General features: G+C 39.8%; 4 protein-coding genes. All 4 read left to right on the top strand.

Annotated features, from left to right (window positions below; translation table 11 throughout):
- Nucleotides 1-729: YadA-like family protein (locus AAAT26_RS09485; protein ID WP_349209147.1), on the top strand; the 729-nt coding region annotated here is incomplete at its 5' end.
- Between the two features lie 466 nt (nucleotides 730-1195).
- The gene (locus AAAT26_RS09480) at nucleotides 1196-11338 is read left to right on the top strand and encodes an ESPR-type extended signal peptide-containing protein (protein ID WP_349209146.1); all 10143 of its coding nucleotides are present in this window, start codon (nucleotides 1196-1198) and stop codon (nucleotides 11336-11338) included.
- A 520-nt stretch (nucleotides 11339-11858) separates the two neighbouring features.
- Nucleotides 11859-22184: an ESPR-type extended signal peptide-containing protein gene (locus AAAT26_RS09475; RefSeq protein WP_349209144.1), complete on the top strand. Its 10326-nt coding sequence runs from the start codon at nucleotides 11859-11861 to the stop codon at nucleotides 22182-22184.
- Between the two features lie 90 nt (nucleotides 22185-22274).
- Nucleotides 22275-23024: a hypothetical protein gene (locus AAAT26_RS09470; protein ID WP_349209143.1), complete on the top strand. Its 750-nt coding sequence runs from the start codon at nucleotides 22275-22277 to the stop codon at nucleotides 23022-23024.
- Nucleotides 23025-23533 lie beyond the last annotated feature (509 nt).

Genomic DNA, 23533 nt, shown 5'->3' with positions numbered 1-23533 from the left:
AAGTTGACTACAGAAGACAATTTAGGTGTCGTATCCGATGGTACTGGCAACCTTAAGGTTCGTATGGCGAAAGACTTAAAAGGCCTTGAAACAGTAACCACTAAGGATGCTGCAGGTAATACGACAGTTATGAACGGTGGCGGTGTAACAATTACACCTGCTAGTGGTAATGCTGTAAGTCTTACTAAAGATGGCCTCAACAACGGCGGTAATACAATTACCAATGTAGGCCCTGGCGTAAACGGCACGGATGCAGTTAACGTAAATCAATTGAAAGGTGCTACAGATGGTTTAGCTAATGCTATTAATTCCGTAGCGGGCGAAACACAACGTGTAGGCGCACATGCGGCAGCTATGTCTGCATTGAAACCGATTCAATACGATCCATTGGAACCGACTCAAGTAATGGCCGGTATCGGTAATTACAGAGGTGAAACGGCTGCGGCGTTAGGCGTTGCACATTACACAGCAGAAGACACTATGTTCCATGTAGGCGTATCTGTTGGTAGTCACCATAACATGGTGAATGCTGGTGTAACTCGTAAATTCGGTACTTCCGATGCTAAGAAAGCAATTCCTGAACGTTACAAAGGTGGCCCTATTAGCTCCATGTACGTAATGCAAGATGAAATGACTGCTTTGAAAGCTAAGTACGAAAAAGTACAACGCGACAATGAAGAAATGAGAGCACAAATTGCATTATTGATGCAACAAGCGGGCTTGAAATAATATGAAATAACATATTGATACGGCAGTGCTTATAAAAGGCGCCAAAAGCGAAATGCTTTTGGCGCCTTTTTGCATGCAAAAAATAATTTCATTATCTGTAATGAGCATATATATGTCATGAAATCTTGTAATGTAATTAAGGCCGATGACTAATAATTTGCTCAAGATGATTTATTAAGATGAAATCCATTTTATTTCATGAAGTTAATTTTATGCGAAAAAATTAGTACATTTAGCATATTCATAAGCTATATAGAAAAATTTTTGTATATTCATAAATATTTATCGTTTAGAGGTGAGCAGAGAGTGAAAAATTTTTTACATTTAGTATAGAATATGGTATGTTTAATATAATATGCATCGGTAAATAGCCATATGTTAACTGTGTTTTTACTTTTTAAAAGAAATATAAAATATTTTATTATATTCACAAAATTTGATAGTTTTATGCAAGGAGTAAAACGAGATGAACCGAATTTTTAAAGTAATCTGGAGTCGTACAAAAGGATGCTATGTCGTTGTGGCTGAAACAGCGAAGAATATGTCGAAACGATCGACAATGACATCTGTATTTGCCAAGATGCTCGGAATTTCTATCTGTACTGTTATGTTAGCAGGAGGGATTATACCAACTGAAGCGCAGGCATCTTCATTGCCATGGGGCGATAATGCTAAGGCTAAAAATGGTACTGTAGCGATAGGTGACAATAGTACAGCAATGGCAGATAATAGTGTGGCTTTGGGGACAGGTGCTACTGTTACAGAAACTAATAGGGCTAATGTTGGTGGTAATGTGCAAGGTGTTGCAATCGGAAGAAATGCAACCGTTGAAGTAAATAATGGTGTTGCTATCGGTAATTTGACAAAAGTAGCTTCTTTAAATGGCTTTGCCCTTGGTAATACATCCTGGGCTGGATATGATGAGGCCGGTAACTATGTGGGCGCCGATAATGATCAGGCATTTGGTACCAATGCCAGAGCTTGGGGTGGATCCTCTATGGCTTTTGGTAATAATGCGAAGGCATCTAAAGGCGGTGCCGTTGCTATGGGTAACGGCTCTCAATCTCGAGGCGACTGGGGCGTAGCCATTGGTAACGGTGCAAAAGCATTGGCAGCGGGTGCTCGCGCAATCGGTGCGAACTCTACAGCTGACGCTACTAATGCTGCTGCTATGGGTTGGGATAGCGTGGCTAGCGGTGCGGCTTCTATTGCTATCGGTGAGACGGCAAAAGCGATGAAAGATAATTCTATTGCTATGAGTAAAGCTGCAATCGCAGCTGCAGATGATTCCATTGCCATCGGTAAAAATGCATTAGTTGATACGAATCAACAACGATCGATTGCATTAGGTGCCAACTCCAAGACGGCTAATGTGGTAAGTACGCCAAATCAGTTTGTAAATGGCTTGTGGTATAAGAATTTAGCTGGCGGCAGTGCTGACTCCACGCTTAGTGTGGGTAATGATACGGTAAAACGCACGATTACAAATGTGGCAGCAGGGCGTATGAATCCTTCGTCTACAGATGCTATTAATGGTAGTCAGCTATATGCCGTAGCAAATAGCTTGGGCAATTTAGCCACTACTACTAAAAATATCCTTGGCGGTAATGCGGCGCTCGATCCTGATACCGGTAAATTAACGATGAGCGATATCGGTTTTACAGGTAAAAGCACGATCCACGATGCTATTAGATATAATAAAGACAATATCGATAAGGGATTGTTCTTTTATGGTGATAACTTTGTTCAGAACCAAGTAAAATTAGGTGACACAGTAAGAATAAAAGGTGGCGCTACCGGTGCTTTGGCTGACAACAATATTGGGGTTCAAGCAGACGGAAATGGCACACTAAATGTGAAATTGGCTAAAAAATTAACTGGTTTGGATAGCGTAACAGCAGGAACTGCTACGATTGATAATAAAGGGGTGTCTGTAGGCAATAAACTCTATGTGTCAACCGGTGGCCTTAATGCCAATAATCAACAGCTTAGAGGTGTTGCAGACGGTACAGGTAGTCAGGACGCAGTTAACTACGGTCAGTTGCAACGAGCAATTAACGGTACAGCTAAAGAAGCCATTGTAAAAGCAAATGATGATGGTAATATTACGATAAGGGAAAACTCAACGGCGAAAGGTGGTAAAGAATATACTGTCGGCTTAAACTATAAGATTACTGTAGGGAAAGGGGCGGCCTCGCATCCTGTAACCATAGATAGTGGTACAGGAACGGTCACAGGTCTTACCAATACATCATGGAATGTAAATAATCCAGCACCTGTTACAGGGCGTGCTGCTACGGAAGATCAGTTAAAGCGGGTTAATGAGAGAGTTAATTCCAATCAGTATTTTATTAATCAAAATACGCAGAATATCTCAGATAACTCAAGCCGTATTGGTGCCAATGCACGAAATATCACAAAAATACAAGGTGATATTACTACTAATAAGAATGATATTAACACTATCAATAATACTCTTGAAAAAGGGCTCTATTTTAGCAGCGATACAGGTACTTCGATTAAGAGAAAATTAGGTGATACTCTAGTCATTAAAGGCGGTGCTACAGGGGCATTATCCGATAATAATATTGGTGTTGTATCCGATGGTACCGGTAGATTGACTGTAAAGTTGGCAAAATATTTAACAGGATTAGAGAGCGTTAATGCAGGAAATACTACTATTAGTAAAAATGGTTTGAGTGTAGGTGCTAGAACCTATGTAACACCTGATGGCATCAATGCTAATAATCAAAAGATTACTGGTGTTGCTAATGGTACAGCGCCTAACGATGCGGTTAATTTCAGTCAATTACAAAGTGCTATCGGTGGTACTGCAAAGGCGACTACAGTAAAATCAAAGGATGCAAATGTAACCGTAACAGAAGGTACCAATGTGAATGGTGGTAAGGAATACACTGTTGGATTGGGCAATAAACTTGCGGTAGGTACGGCACATCCTGTAACTGTGGACGGAACCGCAGGAACTGTAACAGGACTTACTAATGCTGCTTGGAATGTAAATAATCCACAAGCCGTAACTGGTCGTGCTGCAACGGAAGATCAGTTAAAAACTGTTAATACGCAAGTCAATACAAATAAGGATAAAATAGCTCAGAACACAACTGACATTGCTCAAAATGCGACTGATATCGGTAAGAATAAACAAGATATAACTAAGAACAAGACTGATATAGCTCAAAATACTACTGATATCGGTAAAAATAAGACTGATATTGCACAAAACAAGCAAAATATTACTCAGAACACACAAGATATTGCGACTAATAAAAATGCTATCTCTACAATCAATACAACTATTGCTAAAGGTCTAAATTTTGATGGAGACAGCGGTGCTGTAATTAACAAACAGTTGGGCGATAAGCTTAGCATCAAGGGCGGTGCAGCGGCTGCGAATTTGACGGATAATAATATCGGTGTCGTATCTGATGGCAGCACATTAAATGTAAAACTAGCTAAAACATTAACCGGTTTGGATAGCGTAACGGCTGGGGGTACAACTATCAATAGTAGTGGTTTGACCGTAGGCGGTAAGACCTATGTAACTCCGAACGGTATTAATGCGAATGACAAGAAAATAACTAATGTTGCTGATGGTGAAGTGGCGGCTAATTCCAAAGATGCAGTTAACGGCGGTCAACTTCATGCGGCTAAAACCGAATTAAATAACAACATTAATGATGCTAAAACTGAATTAAACAAAAATATCGGTGATGCCAAAACTGAACTCAATAAAAATATTAATGACGCTAAAACTGAACTGAATGGCAATATAGATAATGCTAAAACCGAGCTAAACAATAATATATCGACTGCGAAGAATGATGTGATTAATACAGGTCTCAAATTTGATGCGGATACAGGCGGTGCTAAGACCAATAAATTGGGTTCCAAGGTAACGGTAAACGGCGATGATAATATCACGACAGAAATCAGCCAAACTGGTGACGATACTAAGATCGGTCTTAAATTAAAGAAAGATCTCAATGTTACTACTATTACTGCTGCTGATACTGTGAAAGCCGGCACTGTGACTATGGGCAAACAATCAGGTGGTGCAGGCGGTGCAAACGGTAACTTTGTAACAGGGCTCGATAATAAGTCTTGGAACGCGGATAATCCTCAAGCTGTAAGTGGTCGAGCTGCTACGGAAGATCAGTTGAAATCCGTTAATGATAAGGTCAATACAAATGTAACCAATATCAATAAAGGATTAAACTTTAACGGCGATAGCGGTGCTGCGATTAATAAAAAATTAGGCGACACTGTTACCATTAAAGGTGGTGCTATGGCGGATCTTACGGATAATAATATCGGTGTCGTGTCTGATGGCAGCACATTAAATGTGAAACTAGCTAAAACATTAACTGGTTTGGATAGCGTAACGGCTGGTGGAACAACTATTAATGGTAGTGGTTTGACCGTAGGCGGCAAGACCTACGTAACGCCAAACGGTATCAATGCAAATAATCAAAAGATTACCGGTCTAGCAAAAGGCACAGATCCTACTGATGCGGTTAACTTCAGTCAGTTGCAAGATGCTATCGGTGGAACTGCTAAGGCAAGTACTGTGAAAGCTAAAAACAGCAACATCACTGTAGAAGAAGGTACAAATGCAGCCGGCGGTAAGGAATATACTGTCGGATTAGGGGATAAAATCACCTTAGGAACTGCTAATCCTGTATCTGTGGATGGTACTGCAGGCACGGTAACTGGTCTTACCAATACTGCTTGGGATGTAGATAATCCACAAGCCGTAACTGGTCGTGCTGCAACGGAAGATCAGTTGAAATCTGTTAATACGCAAGTTAATACGAACAAGGATAAAATAGCTCAAAACACAACTGACATTGCTAAAAATGCGACTGACATCGGTAAGAATAAGACTGATATTGCACAAAATAAGCAAAATATCGCTCAAAATACGCAAGATATTACGACTAATAAAAATGCTATATCCACAATCAATACGACTATTGCTAAAGGCCTTAACTTTGATGGAGATAGCGGCGCTGTAATTAACAAACAGTTGGGTGATAAGCTTAGCATCAAGGGCGGTGCAGCGGCTGCTAACTTGACGGACAATAATATTGGTGTCGTATCTGATGGCGGTGTGTTAAATGTGAAACTAGCGAAAACATTAACTGGTTTGGACAGCGTAACAGCTGGTGGCACAATCATCAATAGTGGTGGTTTGACAGTAGGTGGTAAGAATTATGTATCTCCAAATGGCATCAATGCGAACGACCAAAAGATTACCAATGTTGCTAATGGCGATGTGGCGGCTAACTCCAAAGACGCGGTGAACGGCGGTCAATTACATGAAGCCAAAACTGAGTTAAACAAAAATATCGCTGATACAAAGACCGAGTTGAATAAAAACATTGGTGATACCAAAACTGAGCTCAATAAAAAAATTGGTGACACTAAAACTGAACTCAACAATAATATTAATGATGCTAAAACTGAACTTACTAATAAAGGCCTTCGTTTTGACGCAGATAATAATGACGAAAAAACGAATAAGCTAGGCTCCAAGGTAACAGTAAATGGCGACGACAATATTACGACGGAAATCAGTCAAACTGGTGACGATACGAAGATTGGTCTTAAATTGAAGAAAGACCTTAATGTTACCACTGTTACTGCTACGGAAACTGTGAAAGCCGGTACTGTAACTATGGGTAAACAATCCGATGGTGCAACTCCTGCTAATATGGGTAACTATGTGACTGGTCTTGATAATCAGGCATGGAGCGTAACTAATCCGACTGCTGTCAAGGGACGTGCTGCAACAGAAGATCAATTGAAGACAGTTACTGAAGCTATTAAAACTCAAGGCGCTAATGCAACGGACTTCAGTCTTGTTGCAAATCCTACGGCGGGATCCAATGGTGACTACACTGTAGATGCCAATGGTGACGTAGCATTGACAGTTCAAGATAAGAACCATCCGGATCAAACAAAAACCGTAACGATTAAAGATGTGGCGTCTAAATCCGAAGTGGACAAAGGCTTGAATTTTGACGGTGATTCTGGCACAACTATTAATAAGAAGCTAGGTGGTACTGTTGCCATTAAAGGCGGAGCTGCAGCTGCAGATTTAACAGATAATAATATTGGCGTTGTTTCTGATGGCACAGGCACATTAAACGTGAAGTTGTCTAAGACATTAACTGGTTTGGACAGCGTAACAGCTGGTGGCACAATCATCAATAGTGGTGGTTTAACTGTAGGTGGTAAGACTTATGTATCTCCAAACGGTATCAATGCAAATGACCAAAAGATTACCAATGTTGCTAATGGCGATGTGGCAGCAAACTCCAAAGATGCGGTTAACGGTGGTCAATTGCATGACGCTAAAACTGAGTTAAACAAGAATATCGCTGATACAAAGAATGAATTAAATAAAAACATTGGCGATACTAAAACCGAACTAAACAAAAATATTGCTGACACTAAAACTGAACTCAATAAAAATATTGGTGACGCAAAAACTGAACTTACCAATAAAGGCCTTCGTTTTGATGCGGATAATAACGCTGAAAAAACGAATAAACTAGGCTCTAAGGTAACGGTAAACGGCGACGATAATATTACGACAGAAATTAGTCAAACTGGTGACGATACAAAGATCGGCCTTAAATTGAAGAAAAATCTTAATGTTACATCTGTTACTGCAGCGGAAACTGTGAAAGCTGGTACGGTAACTATGGGTAAACAATCTGATGGTGCAACTCCTGCTAATACTGGTAATTATGTAACAGGTCTTGATAATAAGGCGTGGAGTATTGATAATCCTACGATTGCATCTGGCCGTGCAGCAACGGAAGACCAATTGAAAACGGTTAGTGATGAAGTTAAAAAACAAGGTGCTAGTGCAACAGACTTTAGTCTCGTTGCTAATCCAGCGGCGGGTTCCAATGGTGACTACACTGTAGATGCCAACGGTGACGTAGCATTGACCGTACAGGATAAGAACCATCCGGATAAAACAAAAACCGTAACGATTAAAGATGTAGCATCTAAATCCGAATTGGATAAAGGCTTAAATTTTGACGGTGATTCTGGCACAACTATTAACAAGAAGCTAGGTGGTACTGTTGCCATTAAAGGCGGAGCTGCAGCTGCAGATTTAACTGATAATAATATTGGCGTTGTATCTGATGGCACAGGCACATTAAACGTGAAGTTGTCTAAGACATTAACTGGTTTGGACAGCGTAACAGCTGGCGGTACAATCATCAATAGTGGTGGTTTGACCGTAGGTGGTAAGAATTATGTATCTCCAAATGGCATCAATGCGAACGACCAAAAGATTACCAATGTTGCTGATGGTAATATTGCTGCTAATTCCAAAGATGCGGTTAACGGCGGTCAATTGCATGACGCTAAAACTGAGTTAAATAAAAATATTAGTGATGCTAAGACTGAACTTACCAATAAAGGCCTTCGTTTTGATGCGGATAATAACGCTGAAAAAACTAATAAACTAGGCTCTAAGGTAACGGTAAACGGCGACGACAATATTACGACGGAAATCAGTCAAACCGGTGACGATACGAAGATCGGCCTCAAATTGAAAAAGGATCTTAATGTTACATCTGTTACGGCTACGGAAACTGTGAAAGCCGGCACTGTAACCATGGGTAAACAATCTGATGGCGCAACTCCTGCTAATACTGGTAACTACGTGACTGGTCTTGATAATAAGACTTGGAATGCAGGTAATGTCGTATCCGGTCGTGCTGCAACAGAGGATCAATTGAAACAAGCCTTGGCAGGTCAAACTGATACAGGTCTCAAATTCAATGCCAATGTAGGCGGTGTACAAACCAATAAATTAGGCTCTACTGTCACTGTTCAAGGTGAAGGTAAAGCTGCTGATACCGACTATAGTGGTGACAATATTAAGACTTTCATCAAACAAGATGCAGCAACAGGTAACACGACTATCGATGTGAAGATGAACAAAAATCTTAAGGCTGAATCCGTGAAAGTCGGTAAAGACGGTAAGGAGGGCGTATCTCTTACAGGTCCAGATACGGCGAATGGCACTGATGGTAAGGTAGCTGTTACAGATAAAAACGGCAAGGATGCGGTGTCCATGTCCGGTAAAGACGGTATAGGTCACATCGGTTTAACTGGTAAAGATGGTCGCAGTGCGGATATTATCGCTGATAAAGGTGCTGCTGATGTTAATGGAAATGAAATCACGCGCATTAAATATCAAGATGAAAATGGCACAACCCATGAAGTAGCAACCAAAGACGATGGTATGAAATACGGTGGTGACTCCGGTACTACCATCAAGAAGAAACTTAATGAACAATTGGACATTAAGGGTGGTGTTACAAGTGAAGATGAGTTGACCGAAAACAATATCGGTGTTATTAGCAAAAATAATATCCTTAATGTTCGTTTGGCAAAAAATCTTAAAGGTCTAGATTCCATAACTTTCAACAATGGTACTAATGGTGCAAACGGTAAAACCGTTGTAAATGGTGAAGGTATGACCGTTCAAGATAAGGATGGCAATCCGTTGACTGCTGTTACAAAGGACGGCGTGAAGATTACCAACGGTCCATCCATGACGAAGGACGGTATCGATGCGTCCAACAAGAAGATTACGAATGTAGCTGATGGTACTGATTCTAAGGATGCGGTTAATAAATCCCAATTAGATAAAGCCGCAGCAGCTGCTACTACAACAGTAACGGCAGGTAATAATGTCCAAGTAGATAAGACCACTAATGCGGACGGTTCTACAAATTACAAAGTGGGCCTCAAAGACCAAGTAACAATGGGGACTGATCCTACGAAACAAATTGCAATGGATGGTACAACAGGCACTATCAAAGCCGGTGACAACATTACTATCGATGGTAACAAAGGCACCATTAAAGCAGGTGATAAAGTTGAAATCGATGGTGATAAGGGCACAATCAAGGCCGGCACTGTAGCGATTGACGGTATAAACGGTACAATTAAGGCCGGAGATAAGGTAACTATCGACGGTAAAGATGGTAAGATCGCGGCAGGTAAAGTATCTGTTGATGGCAAGGACGGTCATGTGACAGGTTTGGAAAACAAAGATTGGGATCCTAACAATATTACAAGTGGTCGTGCTGCTACAGAAGATCAATTGCAGAAGTCCCATAAAACCTTGGATAATAAGATTAATAACTTAGGTGATGACATTACGAAGAAAGGTATGGATTTTGCCGGTAATACAGGCGATTTCCACCGTGATTTAGGTCAAAAGGTTACTATCAAAGGTGAAGGTCAAGGGGCTGATAGTGATTATTCCGGTGAAAATATCAAAACAGTAGCCGAAAATGGTAATGTTACTATTAAAATGGCTAAGAATCTTAAGACTGATAGCGTTACTACCAAAACGGTCACTGCCGATACGGTAACGACTGATAAGGTGAAAGTCGGCAAAAACGGTCAAGATGGCGTTTCCATTACAGGTCCAGACGCTGCGAATGGTACAGACGGCAAAGTAGCTATTACAGGTAAAGACGGTAAAGATGCTGTATCTATGTCCGGCAAAGATGGCGTTGGTCATATCGGTTTAACTGGCAAAGATGGTCGCAATGCAGATATGATTGCTGATAAGGGTGATTCTGATCTAGGAGGTAATGCTATTACTCGTATTAAGTACCAAGATGAACAGGGCAAGACACATCAAGTGGCAACTAAAGACGATGGTATGAAATACGGTGGTGATTCCGGTAATGTGATTAACAAAAAACTTAACGAACAGGTAAACGTAATCGGTGGTATTACTGATGCTAGCAAGTTGACTACAGAAGATAATTTAGGTGTTGTATCCGATGGTACCGGCAATCTCAAGGTTCGTATGGCGAAAGATTTGAAAGGTCTTACGTCAGTAACGACTAAGGATGCCGCAGGTAACTCTACGGTTGTGAACGGCAGTGGCATAACCATTACTCCTGCTAGCGGTAACATTGTAAGCCTTACTAAAGATGGATTGAATAACGGTGGTAAAACAATTAGCAATGTAGGTCCTGGTGTAAACGGCACGGATGCGGTTAACGTAAATCAATTGAAAGGAGTTACAGAGGGCATGGCCAATGCTATTAATTCCGTGGCGGGCGAAACGCAACGTGTAGGTGCTCATGCGGCGGCTATGTCTGCGTTGAAACCGATTCAATATGATCCGTTAGAACCAACTCAAGTGATGGCTGGTATTGGTAATTACAGAGGCGAAACTGCAGCAGCTTTAGGTGTTGCTCACTACACATCGGAAGACACTATGTTCCATGCAGGCGTATCTGTTGGTAGTCGTCATAATATGGTGAATGCTGGTGTAACTCGTAAATTCGGTTCTTCTGATGAGAAGAAGGCTATTCCTGAACGCTACAAGGGCGGTCCTATCAGTTCTATGTACGTAATGCAGGATGAAATGACCGCTTTGAAAGCTGAAAATGCACGCATGAAAGCGCAGGATGAAAAATTAACTGCAGACTATGCGGCATTAAAAGAAGATAATCTTCGTCTACAGAAAGATAACGAAGAAACTAAGCGACAATTGGCTCTTATTATGAGTCGTTTAGGCATGTAATTCATACCTGTTTCATCTTACGTTCATGCGATAAAAAGCGAGCTGATGTACCAGAAAATACCCATGAAAATTAGATGATTTTAACCCTATATGGTATATAAAATGAAAGAACGAAAGTCTACTGTGAAAGGACTTTCGTTCTTTTTTTGTGTTTGACTTCACAAACTTTTCATAATAGTGTATAATACAGAACATATAATTTTAATCGAAAATTATAAATGTGATTAATTTACTATAAAATCATTAGCTTTAGATTATAAGTGTTGTTTGGCCCATTGTTGTAAGGGTTTTTATGATTGAAAATATATTTAAATGAGTAAGAAAATCAATTTTTAAAAGAAGTTTAAAGTTCTGAAAATAAATGAGCGAAATATGAAAAAAATATATTTACATTCATAAACTAATCTGATATTTTATATGTATAGTAATTAAATTTTTGATGAAAATTTTATTATTTTTAGTGTTTTAGTGTTGGTTTTAGAATCCCTTATAAAACTGTGTGAAAGGTAGGTACTACTAAATGAATCGTATTTATAGGGTAATTTGGAGTCAGGTACGAGGCGCATATGTCGTTGTATCTGAAATTGCAAAAAGCCATACTCGTGGCTCCAAAAGCTTTGTTAGTAATTCCGCTAAAGCTACGGTAAAAGTTGGCTTGGCGGCTATGGTTTTGACCTGCGGTAGCGGATTAATTTCGGGTGTTGATGCAGCACCTATTAGAGGTCTTTCTTTATCTCCTGGTGAAGGTGAACGTGATGGCGGGTTTACGTATTTATACCCTAGCGAAAAAGCACCTTACATTCAAATGTATGATTACAAAACACCAGGAAATCCAGGACAAGGACACTTATATACTGATAATAAGGTGTTCGGTATTCAAATTGGTAATCGTGCGAATGCACGTTCTAATGATGGCTCCGTATCCGGTATTTCTATCGGTGATTATTCCCAATCTCGTGCGTTGGGTATCGGTTTAGGCCATTATGCTCAATCTGAACAAATCGGTGCTATTGCTGTCGGTTCAGCTGCAAAGGCAAAAGGCTTTAACTCCTTGGCGATGATGCGTCAAGCTTACGCAGGAGAACAATATGCGGCAGCTATCGGTACGGCAGCATCCGCACAAGGGTCTGCTAGCTTGGCCATGGGTCACTCCGCATTGGCAAAAGGTGCTCAATCCATTGCTATCGGTTCTGCAAATCCTGATCCATTGACAGACGCAAAAGGTACACCGTATACAGCATATGACGGAAGTACTAATACCCAAGCTAACGCTGCTCGTGCTATTGCTATCGGTCAAGGTGCTAAATCAAATACTGTAGATAGTGTTGCTATGGGGACAGGTGCTAATGTAGCAGCAGGTACAAATTATAAAGGCGAGAATTTTACTCATGGCATAGCTATCGGTAGTAATGCCCTTTCTCAGGGAATACAAGGCGTAGCTATCGGTAACAGTGCTGCTCATTATCGTGATAATGGGGTTGCTCTTGGTAACAATGCCAAAACTCGTGCAATGGACGGCATAGCTATCGGTAATAATGCTGAATCCGGTATTCAAAATGACCCTCAATATAAAGTAAATAACTCCGTTGCTGTAGGTAACTCTGCGCGTGCTCATGGTGGTTCCGGCGTGGCATTAGGTAATGATACATATGCATTGGGCGGATCTTCTGTAGCAGCAGGTAATGCTGCATGGGCATTAGGTGAACGTTCTACAGCTATCGGTAATAACGCTCATTCCGAAGGTTACGGCTCTATTGCTATGGGTCGTGAAGCTAGTGCTTTGAGCACTCAAGATGGGGACAAGAAAAATGTTGTGGCTATCGGTGATGATGCACAAGCAACTGGTTCTCGGTCCATCGCATTGGGCGTAAGCGCTCAAGCAGGTACATTAGAACGTGTACGTGATCGTAGTGTTTATAAAGATAATCCTGAATTAATCACTAAACTTAAAGCTCAAAAAGAAGTAACTGATGCTGTAGCAATCGGTAGTGAAGCAAGTGTACAAGCAAACGAAGGCTTAGCTCTTGGTAGCAATGCGACAGTAAATAACGTTCGTGGCGTTGCGTTAGGTGCTAAATCTGAAACAGCGGCCTCTGTGAGCACTGCTAGTGAAACTATTAACGGCTTGAAATATAACTATGCCGGTGGCACTGCTGATTCCACAGTTAGCGTTGGTAACAATTCTACAAAACGTACAATCACTAACGTAGCTGCTGGTCGTGTGAATGCACAATCTACAGATGCTATTAATGGCAGCCAATTATATGGCGTTGCTAATGCAGTGGGTAATGTAGCTAACAGCACTAAGAATATCTTAGGCGGTAATGCTCAGGTTGACCAAAACGGTACTATCACCATGACTAACATTGGTGATACAGGTAAAAATACCGTTCATGAAGCTATTAAATCTGCAAACCAAGGTTGGGAACTTCAAGTTGACGGTAGAAAGCTAAAAGATGTAAAAGCGCCTAATCGTACAGTTAACTTTAAAGCTGGTAAAAATATTGCATTAGAAGGCTCCGGAGATAATGTTACGGTTGCAACTGTTGAAGATGCAAGCTTCAACTCCGTTACAACAGGTAATGTATCCATGAGCACAAGAGGTATCAATGCTGGTGGTAATCAAATCACTAATGTAAAATCCGGTGGCGATACATTAACAAATGCGGCTAATATCGGTGATATCTCTCGTATTGCAGCTAAATACGATAAATACTTACAACGTGGTGCTGCTACTTATGAAGCAAACGGTAATGGCAAGATTAACATGACCGGTACAAACGGTTTAACCGCTGAAGTAACAGGTTTGAAAAATACTTATGTTACATCCGGTACAGTATCCAATGACGGTAAGAGATTGACATTGACACGTAATGATAATCAAACATTCGATGTTGATATCTCTAAAATCTCTAATGGTCTTTCCAAAACTGACTACCGCTTGATTGCAAACCCTGCAGCAGGCAGCAACGGTGAATATAAAGTAGCTGCTGACGGTAGCATGACATTGACTGTTGCGGATGCTGATGGTTCCAATCCTAAACAAGTTAAGTTGACGAACCTTGCTTCTAAAGAGCAACAAGATATTAATACTACTAATATCACAAATAACACTAACAAAATCGCTAAAGGCTTAAGCTTCCAAGGCGATAACAATGTTAAAATCAATAAACAACTTGGCGATACTTTAGGTATTACTGGTGGCGCTACAGGTACTTTGTCTGACAATAACATCGGTGTTGTAGCTAAAGACGGCAACCTTAATGTTAAGTTGGCAAAAGACCTAACAGGTTTGAATAGCGTAACTGCTGGTTCTGTTCGTGTAGGTAAACATAGCGACAATAAAAACTATGTAACTGGTTTGGACAACAAAGAATGGAATGTTCAAAACCCTACAATCACATCTGGTCGTGCAGCAACTGAAGATCAGTTGAAAAAAGTGTCTGATGAAATCAAGACTACTAATGCAGCTAAAACAGATTACCGCTTGATCAACAATACAAATTCTGCAGATGGTTCTTACTCTGTAGAAAACAATAAAGTTGATTTAAAAGTTAAAGATGAGGCTCATCCTAATAGTCCTGCTAATACGGTAACAATCAACAATATCGCATCCAAAACTGAATTGGATAAATTGACAGAACGTGCTGTTAAATATGATCTTAACGGTACTACTGTTAATAAAAACAAGGTTACTTTGGAAGGCCAAGGCGGTACAACAATTACTAACTTGAAAGCTGGCGAAGTATCCTCTACTTCTACAGATGCTGTAAATGGTAGCCAATTGCATGATGTAAAAATCGAAGCAGGCAAACATTCAAAAGTAACTGTTTCCGATGATAACCTTAAATTGACAACGACTCCTGCTACAAGCACTGAAGGCGCTAAATATGATCTTCGTTTGAATAACAAAGTGACATTGGGTAGCGGTAACAATCAAGTAGTTCTTGATGGTACAGCAGGTAGAGTAACTGCTAGTGGCGTTGTAATGGGCGCTCAAACTGTTCAAAATACGAAACAAGCGAGCGAAACTGGTAATTATGTAACTAACTTGAGCAATAAGAGCTGGGATTCCACATCTATCGTATCCGGTCGTGCAGCGACTGAAGATCAGTTGAAAAAAGTTAGTGAACAAATTACTCAACAAGGTAGCAGTGCAACTGACTATCGTCTTGTAAGAAACTCCGCTGGTGACGGTTCCTACAAGGTAAACGACAATGGTGAAGTATCCTTGACTGTAGAGGATAAAAACCATGCAGGCGTTAAAGAGCAAGTTACAATCAATAACATTGCATCCAAGACTTCTGTAGATAAATTGACAGATCGTGCTGTTAAATACGACATCAATAACGGTGTTGTTGATAAAACTAAGGTAACATTGGAAGGCGCTAATGGCACTACTATTACAAATGTAAAAGACGGTGCTGTAACAGCTACATCTACAGATGCTATTAACGGTAGCCAATTGTTCAAGACTAAAGAAGAATTGATCAATAAAGGCATGAAATTCGGTGCTGACTCCGGTAATGTAATCAATAAAAAACTTGGCGAACAAGTAAACGTTAAAGGTGGCATCACAGACGCATCCAAATTGACTGCAGAAGACAATATCGGTGTTGTATCCGATGGCTCTAATGACTTGAAAGTTCGTTTGGCAAAAGACCTTAAAGGTTTGAACAGCGTAACTGTAGGTGATACAAAAGTTACTTCCAATGGTGTAACTATCAGCAACGGTGCTACAAACAATGCATCTGTATCCCTTACTAAAACAGGCTTGGATAATGGTGGTAACAAGATTACTAACGTTGCTCGTGGTACAATCGATAGCGATGCAGTAAACTTGGCGCAATTGAAAGAAGTATCCAACAGTGCATCTGCAGCAAATACAAAGGTAGCTGAAGGTAAAAACATTAAAGTTGATGAAAGCATCGACAATGTAACTAAAGCTAAAACATATACTGTAGGCTTGAAAGATGAAGTAACATTAGGCACAGGTAATACAGCTATCAATATCAACGGTACAACAGGTATCGTGAAAGCTGGCACTGGCGATAATGCTGTGACTATCAACGGCACAAATGGTACTATCAACTCCGGTAAAGTAACTATCAATGGTACTACAGGTACTGTTAACGAATTAACTAACAGAACTTGGAATCCTAATGCTATTACTAATGGTCAAGCTGCTACAGAAGATCAATTAAAAGTAGTAGACAATAAGATTGATACTACAAAAACTGAAATCGTAGAAAAAGGCTTGAACTTCCAAGGCGATGCAGGTACTGCAATTCATAAAGACCTTGGCCAAACATTGAAAATCTCTGGCGGTCAAGCTGACGCATCTAAACTTTCAGAAAATAACATCGGCGTAGTTAATAACAACGGCGTATTGAATGTTAAACTTGCTAAAGATTTGACAGGTTTGAACAGCGTAACAACTGGTGCTACAACTATTAATAACAATGGTTTAACAATCGGTGGTAACACATTTGTTACAAGCAACGGCTTCAATGCTAACGATACTCAAATCACAAACGTGAAAGCTGGTACAGAGGATAACCACGCAGTTAACCTTAAACAGTTGAAAGAAGTATCCAATAACGCAGCGGCAGCTAAAACTGTTGTAAAAGCTGGTAAAAACATCAATGTAACTGATTCTGAAGATCCACTTACTAAAGCTAAGACTTATACAGTTGGTTTACAAGATACAGTAACATTGGGTTCTGGCAATACTGCTGTTAATATCGACGGCACAAAAGGTATTGTGAAAGCTGGCGAAGGCAATAATGCTGTAACTATCAACGGTACAAACAGCACAATTAATGCTGGTAACATAGCGATTGACGGTGTAACAGGCAATATCAATTCCGGTAAAGTTCTTGTTAACGGTGCTAAAGGTACTGTAAACAACTTAACAAATATCACTTGGGATGCTGACCATATCACAAGCGGTCAAGCTGCAACAGAAGATCAATTGAAAGTTGTTGATAAGAAAATTACTGACAATGGTAGTAACTTGACTAAGAAGGGCTTGAACTTCAAAGGCGATGACGCTACAAGCATTCATAAAGATCTTGGCGAAACATTAGATGTTGTAGGTGGTACTTCCGATAAAGCTAAATTGTCCGACAATAACATCGGCGTGGTATCTGAAAACGGTAAGTTGAATGTTAAACTTGCTAAAGAGTTGACTGGCTTAACAAGTGTAACAACTGGTGCTACAACAATTAATAACGAAGGTTTAACAATTGGTAGTAATAAATTCGTTACAGCTAACGGTTTTGATGCTAACAACACACAAATCAAAAACGTAAAAGCTGGTACTGATGGTAATGATGCAGTTAACTTGAATCAATTGAACGAAGTTAAAAATGCGTCTAACACTACAGTAGAAGGTAGCGAAAACATCAATGTTGATTCCACAGTAGACCCTAATACACACGCTAAAACTTATAAAGTAGCATTGAAAGACAATGTAACTTTAGGTTCCGGCGATAAAGCAATTAACATCAACGGTACTACAGGCATCGTGAAAGCTGGTGACGGTGCTAATGCTGTGACTATCAATGGTACAAATGGCACTATCAACTCCGGTAAAGTGACTGTTAACGGTGCTACTGGTACGGTAAACAACTTGACAAATATCACTTGGGATGCTGACCATATCACAAGCGGTCAAGCTGCAACAGAAGATCAATTGAAAATTGTTGATAAGAAAATCACTGATAATGGCAATGACTTGACTAAGAAGGGCTTGAACTTCAAAGGCGATGACGCTACAAGCATTCATAAAAATCTTGGCGAAACATTAGACGTTGTAGGTGGTACTTCCGATAAAGCTAAATTGTCCGATAATAATATCGGTGTAGTATCCGAAAACGGTAAGTTGAATGTTAAACTTGCAAAAGATTTAACAGGCTTGAACAGCGTAACAACTGGTCAAACAACTATCAATAACGATGGCTTGACAATCAACAATAAACAATTCGTTACAGATAATGGCTTCAACGCTAACAATACGCAAATCAAAAACGTAACAGCTGGCGTAGAAGATAACGATGCTGTAAATGTTAAACAATTGAACGATGTTAAAGCTGCATCTAATACAAAAGTAGAAGGTAGCAAAAACATCAATGTTGATGAAACTGTAGATGCTGTAACAAAAGCTAAAACTTACACAGTGGCATTGAAAGACACTGTAACATTAGGTTCCGGTAACACAGCTGTTAATATCGACGGTACAAAAGGTATCGTAAAAGCTGGCGATGGCACTAATGCGGTAACTATCAACGGTGTAAACAGCACAATTAATGCTGGCAAAGTAGCAATCGATGGTGTAACAGGTAACATTAATGCTGGTAAAGTTCTAGTTAACGGTGCAAACGGTACTGTAAACAACTTGACTAACAGAACTTGGGATCCTGCAAACATCACAAGTGGTCAAGCTGCAACAGAAGACCAATTGAAATCTGTAGATAAAAAAGTTACAGACAACACTAATAAAGGCTTGAACTTCCAAGGTGATGATGCAACAAGCATTCATAAAAACCTTGGTGAAACATTAGGTGTTGTGGGTGGCACTTCCGATAAAGCTAAATTGTCTGACAATAACATCGGTGTGGTATCTGAAAACGGTAAGTTGAATGTTAAACTTGCAAAAGACTTAACAGGCTTGAACAGCGTAACAACTGGTCAAACAACTATCAACAACGATGGCTTGACAATCAACAACAAACAATTCGTTACAGCTAATGGCTTCAACGCTAACAATACGCAAATCAAAAACGTAACTGCTGGTGTAGAAGATAATGATGCTGTTAACGTTAAACAATTGAACGATGTAAAAGCTGCATCTAATACAAAAGTAGAAGGTAGCAAAAACATCAATGTTGATGAAACTCAAGATCCTACTACAAAAGCTAAGACTTACACAGTGGCATTGAAAGACACTGTAACATTAGGTTCCGGTAACACAGCTGTTAACATCGACGGTACAAAAGGTATCGTAAAAGCTGGTGACGGCGCTAATGCAGTCACTATCAATGGCGTAAATAGCACAATCAATGCTGGTAAGGTAGCGATTGATGGTGTAACAGGTAACATTAATGCTGGTAAAGTTCTAGTTAACGGTGCAAATGGTACTGTAAACAACTTGACTAATATTTCTTGGGATCCTGCAAATATCACAAGTGGTCAAGCAGCAACAGAAGACCAATTGAAATCTGTAGATAAAAAAGTTACAGACAACGGTAAGAAAGGCTTGAACTTCCAAGCTGACTCTGGTGATTTAATTCATAAAGACCTTGGTCAAACATTGGATGTTGTAGGTGGCGTTTCTGATAAAACTAAATTGTCCGACAACAACATCGGTGTTGTATCTGAAAACGGTAAGTTGAATGTTAAACTTGCAAAAGACTTAACAGGCTTGAACAGCGTAACAACTGGTGCTACAACAATCAACAATGATGGTTTGACAATCGGTGGTAAGAAATTCGTTACATCTAATGGCTTTGATGCTAACGATACTCAAATCAAGAACGTAAAAGCTGGTACTGATGGTACTGATGCAGTTAACTTAAATCAATTGAACGAAGTAAGAGCTGCGTCCGATACTAAGGTAAAAGCTGGTAAAAACGTTGATGTTGAGGAAGAAATCAATGCTATTACTAAAGCTAAGACTTACACTGTAGGCTTGAAAGATACTGTGACATTAGGTTCTGGTAACACAGCAGTTCACATTGATGGTACTAAAGGTATCGTGAAAGCTGGTGAAGGTGCTAACGCTGTAACTATCAATGGTACAGAGGGCTCAATTAATGCTGGTAAAGTTCTAGTTAACGGTGCAAACGGTACTGTAAACAACTTGACTAACAGAACTTGGGATCCTAATAACATCACTAACGGTCAAGCTGCAACAGAAGATCAATTGAAAGTTGTAGATAACAAAATTGATAAGAACACTCAAGACTTGACTAAAAAAGGCTTGAACTTCAAAGGTGACTCTGGTGATGTTATCCATAAAGACCTTGGTCAAACATTGGAACTTAAAGGTGGCGAAGCTGATAAATCCAAACTTTCAAACGGTAACATTGGCGTAGTTAATGAAAACGGTAACTTGAACGTTAAACTCGCTAAGAACCTTAAAGGTCTTGACTCTGTAACAGTTGGTTCCGATCCAAACAAACAAGTTGTTCTTGACGATAAAGGCGTATCTGTAGGCGGTAAAACTTACATTTCTAATGAAGGCTTAAACGCAAATAATCAAAAGATTACTAACGTGGCAGCTGGTGTAAATGATACAGATGCAGTTAACGTTCAACAGTTGAAGAGCAGCATGGCGGCGGCAACTACAACAGTGAAAGCTGGCGATAGCGGCAATACAACTGTAACATCTACAACAAATGCGGATAAGTCCAAAACATACACTGTAGATATCAAAAAAGACTTGAACTTACGCAGTGTGATTACCACTACTGACGATAAGAAATTCTCTACTGTAACAAACGGTGTAGGTGTTACAAGCACTGATACATTAGGCAATACAACTGCTCTTACTGCAGGTAATGTAAAAGTATCTGATAGCCAAAATAATTCAACACAAACAACAGCTAATGGTGTGCTTGTAGATAATCCAACTAAGGCCACTGAATTGACTGCTAATGGTGTTGTAACTACTGATAAAAAGACTAAGAGCACAAGAACAACTGCAGACGGCATGGTAGTTACATCCGGCATGGGCGATTCTAAATTAACTACTAGTGTTAGCAGCAACGGTGTTGAGATTATAACTCCTCCTAAGAGTGATGGTAATGGTAGCCCTAGAGATGGTGGAAACAAGGTTACATTAACTAAAGACGGCTTGAACAATGGTGGTAATCAAGTTGTTAACATGGCAAGCGGTTATGGTAAAGGCGAAGATATCAACAATATTGCTGATAATAGCAGCAGCTTAACAAATGGTGCTAACATCGGTGACTTGAAGAAAGGTATCGACGGCCTTAAGAAAGCTGGCTTAGACTTTGCAGGTGATAGAGGCGAATTCCATCGTGACCTAGGTCAAAAAGTGACTGTTAAAGGTGGCGTTACTGATGAAAGCAAACTTTCCACTGCAAACAATATCGGTGTTATTTCCGATAACAACGGCAGCTTGAATGTTCGTTTGGCAAAAGATATTACTGGTATCAACTCCATTACAACTATGGATAACTCCGGTCATACAACTGTGACAAACGGTAACGGTATCACAATTAAGAATAATGGTGGTGGCAGCGTATCCTTAACAAGCTCTGGTTTGAACAACGGCGGTAATAAGATTACTAACGTGGCTCCAGGCGAAATTAGCTCCACTTCTACTGATGCTGTTAATGGTTCCCAACTTAATCGTGTTGCAAACAGCATGAATAATGTTGTAAAAGAAGTTCGTCAAGTTGGTGCTTTATCCTCCGCGTTGTCTGCATTGAAACCTATGGCTTATGACCCTTACGAACCTACTCAAATTATGGCAGGTTACGGTAACTACCGTGGTGACTCCGCATTGGCATTAGGCGTGGCTCATTACAAAAATGAATCCATGATGTTACATGCTGGCGTAGCTTGGGCGGGTAGCAATAGCCATATGATGGCAAATGCTGGTGTAACTTGGAAAGTAGGTAACAGAGACGGTGAAGCAGAAACTGCAGATCGTTATCGTAAAGGACCTATCAGTTCTACATATGCAATGCAACGTGAACTTGCTGCAATGAAAGCTGAAAATCAAGGATTAAAAGGTGAAGTAGCTGATTTGAAAGCTGAAAATGAACAAATGAAAGCTAATATTGCTGCAATGATGGCAAGACTAGGTTTATAATACGTTCATACTGAACATTACGGGTTGAGGATTTCCTTTTGGGGGTCCTCTCACCCGATTTAATTCGTTGATAGAAAAGAGGAATATATAATGAAAAAATCCACTTTGCTTGCTTTCACAGCGGCAGTATTATTCGGCAGTGGCGTATTCCATGTTAATGCGGCATCTGCTACATTTGATGATCCATTGCTTTTACCAAATCCAGCTAAAGCGCCTACAACAGGTTCTGTTGTATTGGTTCCTGTGGCTAGCCCTCAGGCTGTGCAAGGTATCCATGAATTTGTGAAAGCATGGGAAAATGCGGAAAAACATATTGCTTTAGCTGAAAGCAAAAAGAATAATCATCAAGCGTTAACTAAAGAAGAAGCTAAATGGTTACATTCTAAAGATAAGCATAATTATGCTGATTATTTCCGTAAACATTCTTTAGGTTATGTACATGGCCAAGAAACTGCATTGAACTGGAATGGTGAAAACCGTAATAAAAACGAGTATAGCTATTACACATTCCCTAAATATGATAAGGACCAAGGTTACACAAATAGCTATGGATACAATGTATTGCGCAGCATGGTTGATCGCATGAATGAATTGCTTCAAAAACAAAAGGCCGTTGGCGGTCCTTTGACTGATGAAGAAGCACAAGCATTGGAAGATGCTATGCTTGATATCATGGCTCAAGATCAAGAACATGTATCTAATGAAGAATTGCGTTATTACATGAACGAAGCAGTTTGGTTTGCTACAAAACAAACTGTAAAAAATATGTCTGCAGAAGAACCTTCTGTTGGAGACATGCACGAAATTAACCTTCGTGAAGCGATTCAGACAGATAACTAATCATCTAATACATATATAATCACATTATATGTATAGCTTTTGTTATAAGGAATGTGCAGTTGCAATAACCTTATATATAAAAGTTTTTAATATACAGTGTTGAGACACAAATAAGGGATTCTATTAACACACTGTCATATAGACAAGAAGTCGCAACAGAATGCAATAGATGTATTCTTGTTGCGGCTTCTTTTTATTTTAAATTCTCCCTATATGATATGTCTAAAAAAGTAATATAACTCAAGTTTTAAATCTGTAAAATTAGGCCGTGGAATTGTGCAAAAATAATGATAAAATTTTCCTGAAATTTGTCGTAAAATTTGTCTAAATGTTGTTGACATCAGTATATGGAAATGTTATTATATTCAAGTACCCCATATGAAGGGGCACAGATCTTTGAAAACTGAACAATGATAGGTAATCAATCAAAATGATTGAACATATGCCAGAGTGCGGGTTTTGACAAAGTCAAAACCAACCATAATTCAAAGTTACTTCAATGTAACGAC

It is taken from the genome of Veillonella parvula, from assembly GCF_040094895.1.
Lineage (GTDB): Bacteria > Bacillota > Negativicutes > Veillonellales > Veillonellaceae > Veillonella > Veillonella parvula_L.
Note: the sequence above shows the minus strand (reverse complement) of the source record. Positions and strands in the feature narration are given on the sequence as shown.

What these genes read in the sequence shown, in the direction of transcription:
- AAAT26_RS09480 (WP_349209146.1), top strand. Translation starts at nt 1,196, where the DNA reads ATGAACCGAATTTTTAAAGTAATCTGGAGTCGTACAAAAGGATGCTAT.
- AAAT26_RS09475 (WP_349209144.1), top strand. Translation starts at nt 11,859, where the DNA reads ATGAATCGTATTTATAGGGTAATTTGGAGTCAGGTACGAGGCGCATAT.
- AAAT26_RS09470 (WP_349209143.1), top strand. Translation starts at nt 22,275, where the DNA reads ATGAAAAAATCCACTTTGCTTGCTTTCACAGCGGCAGTATTATTCGGC.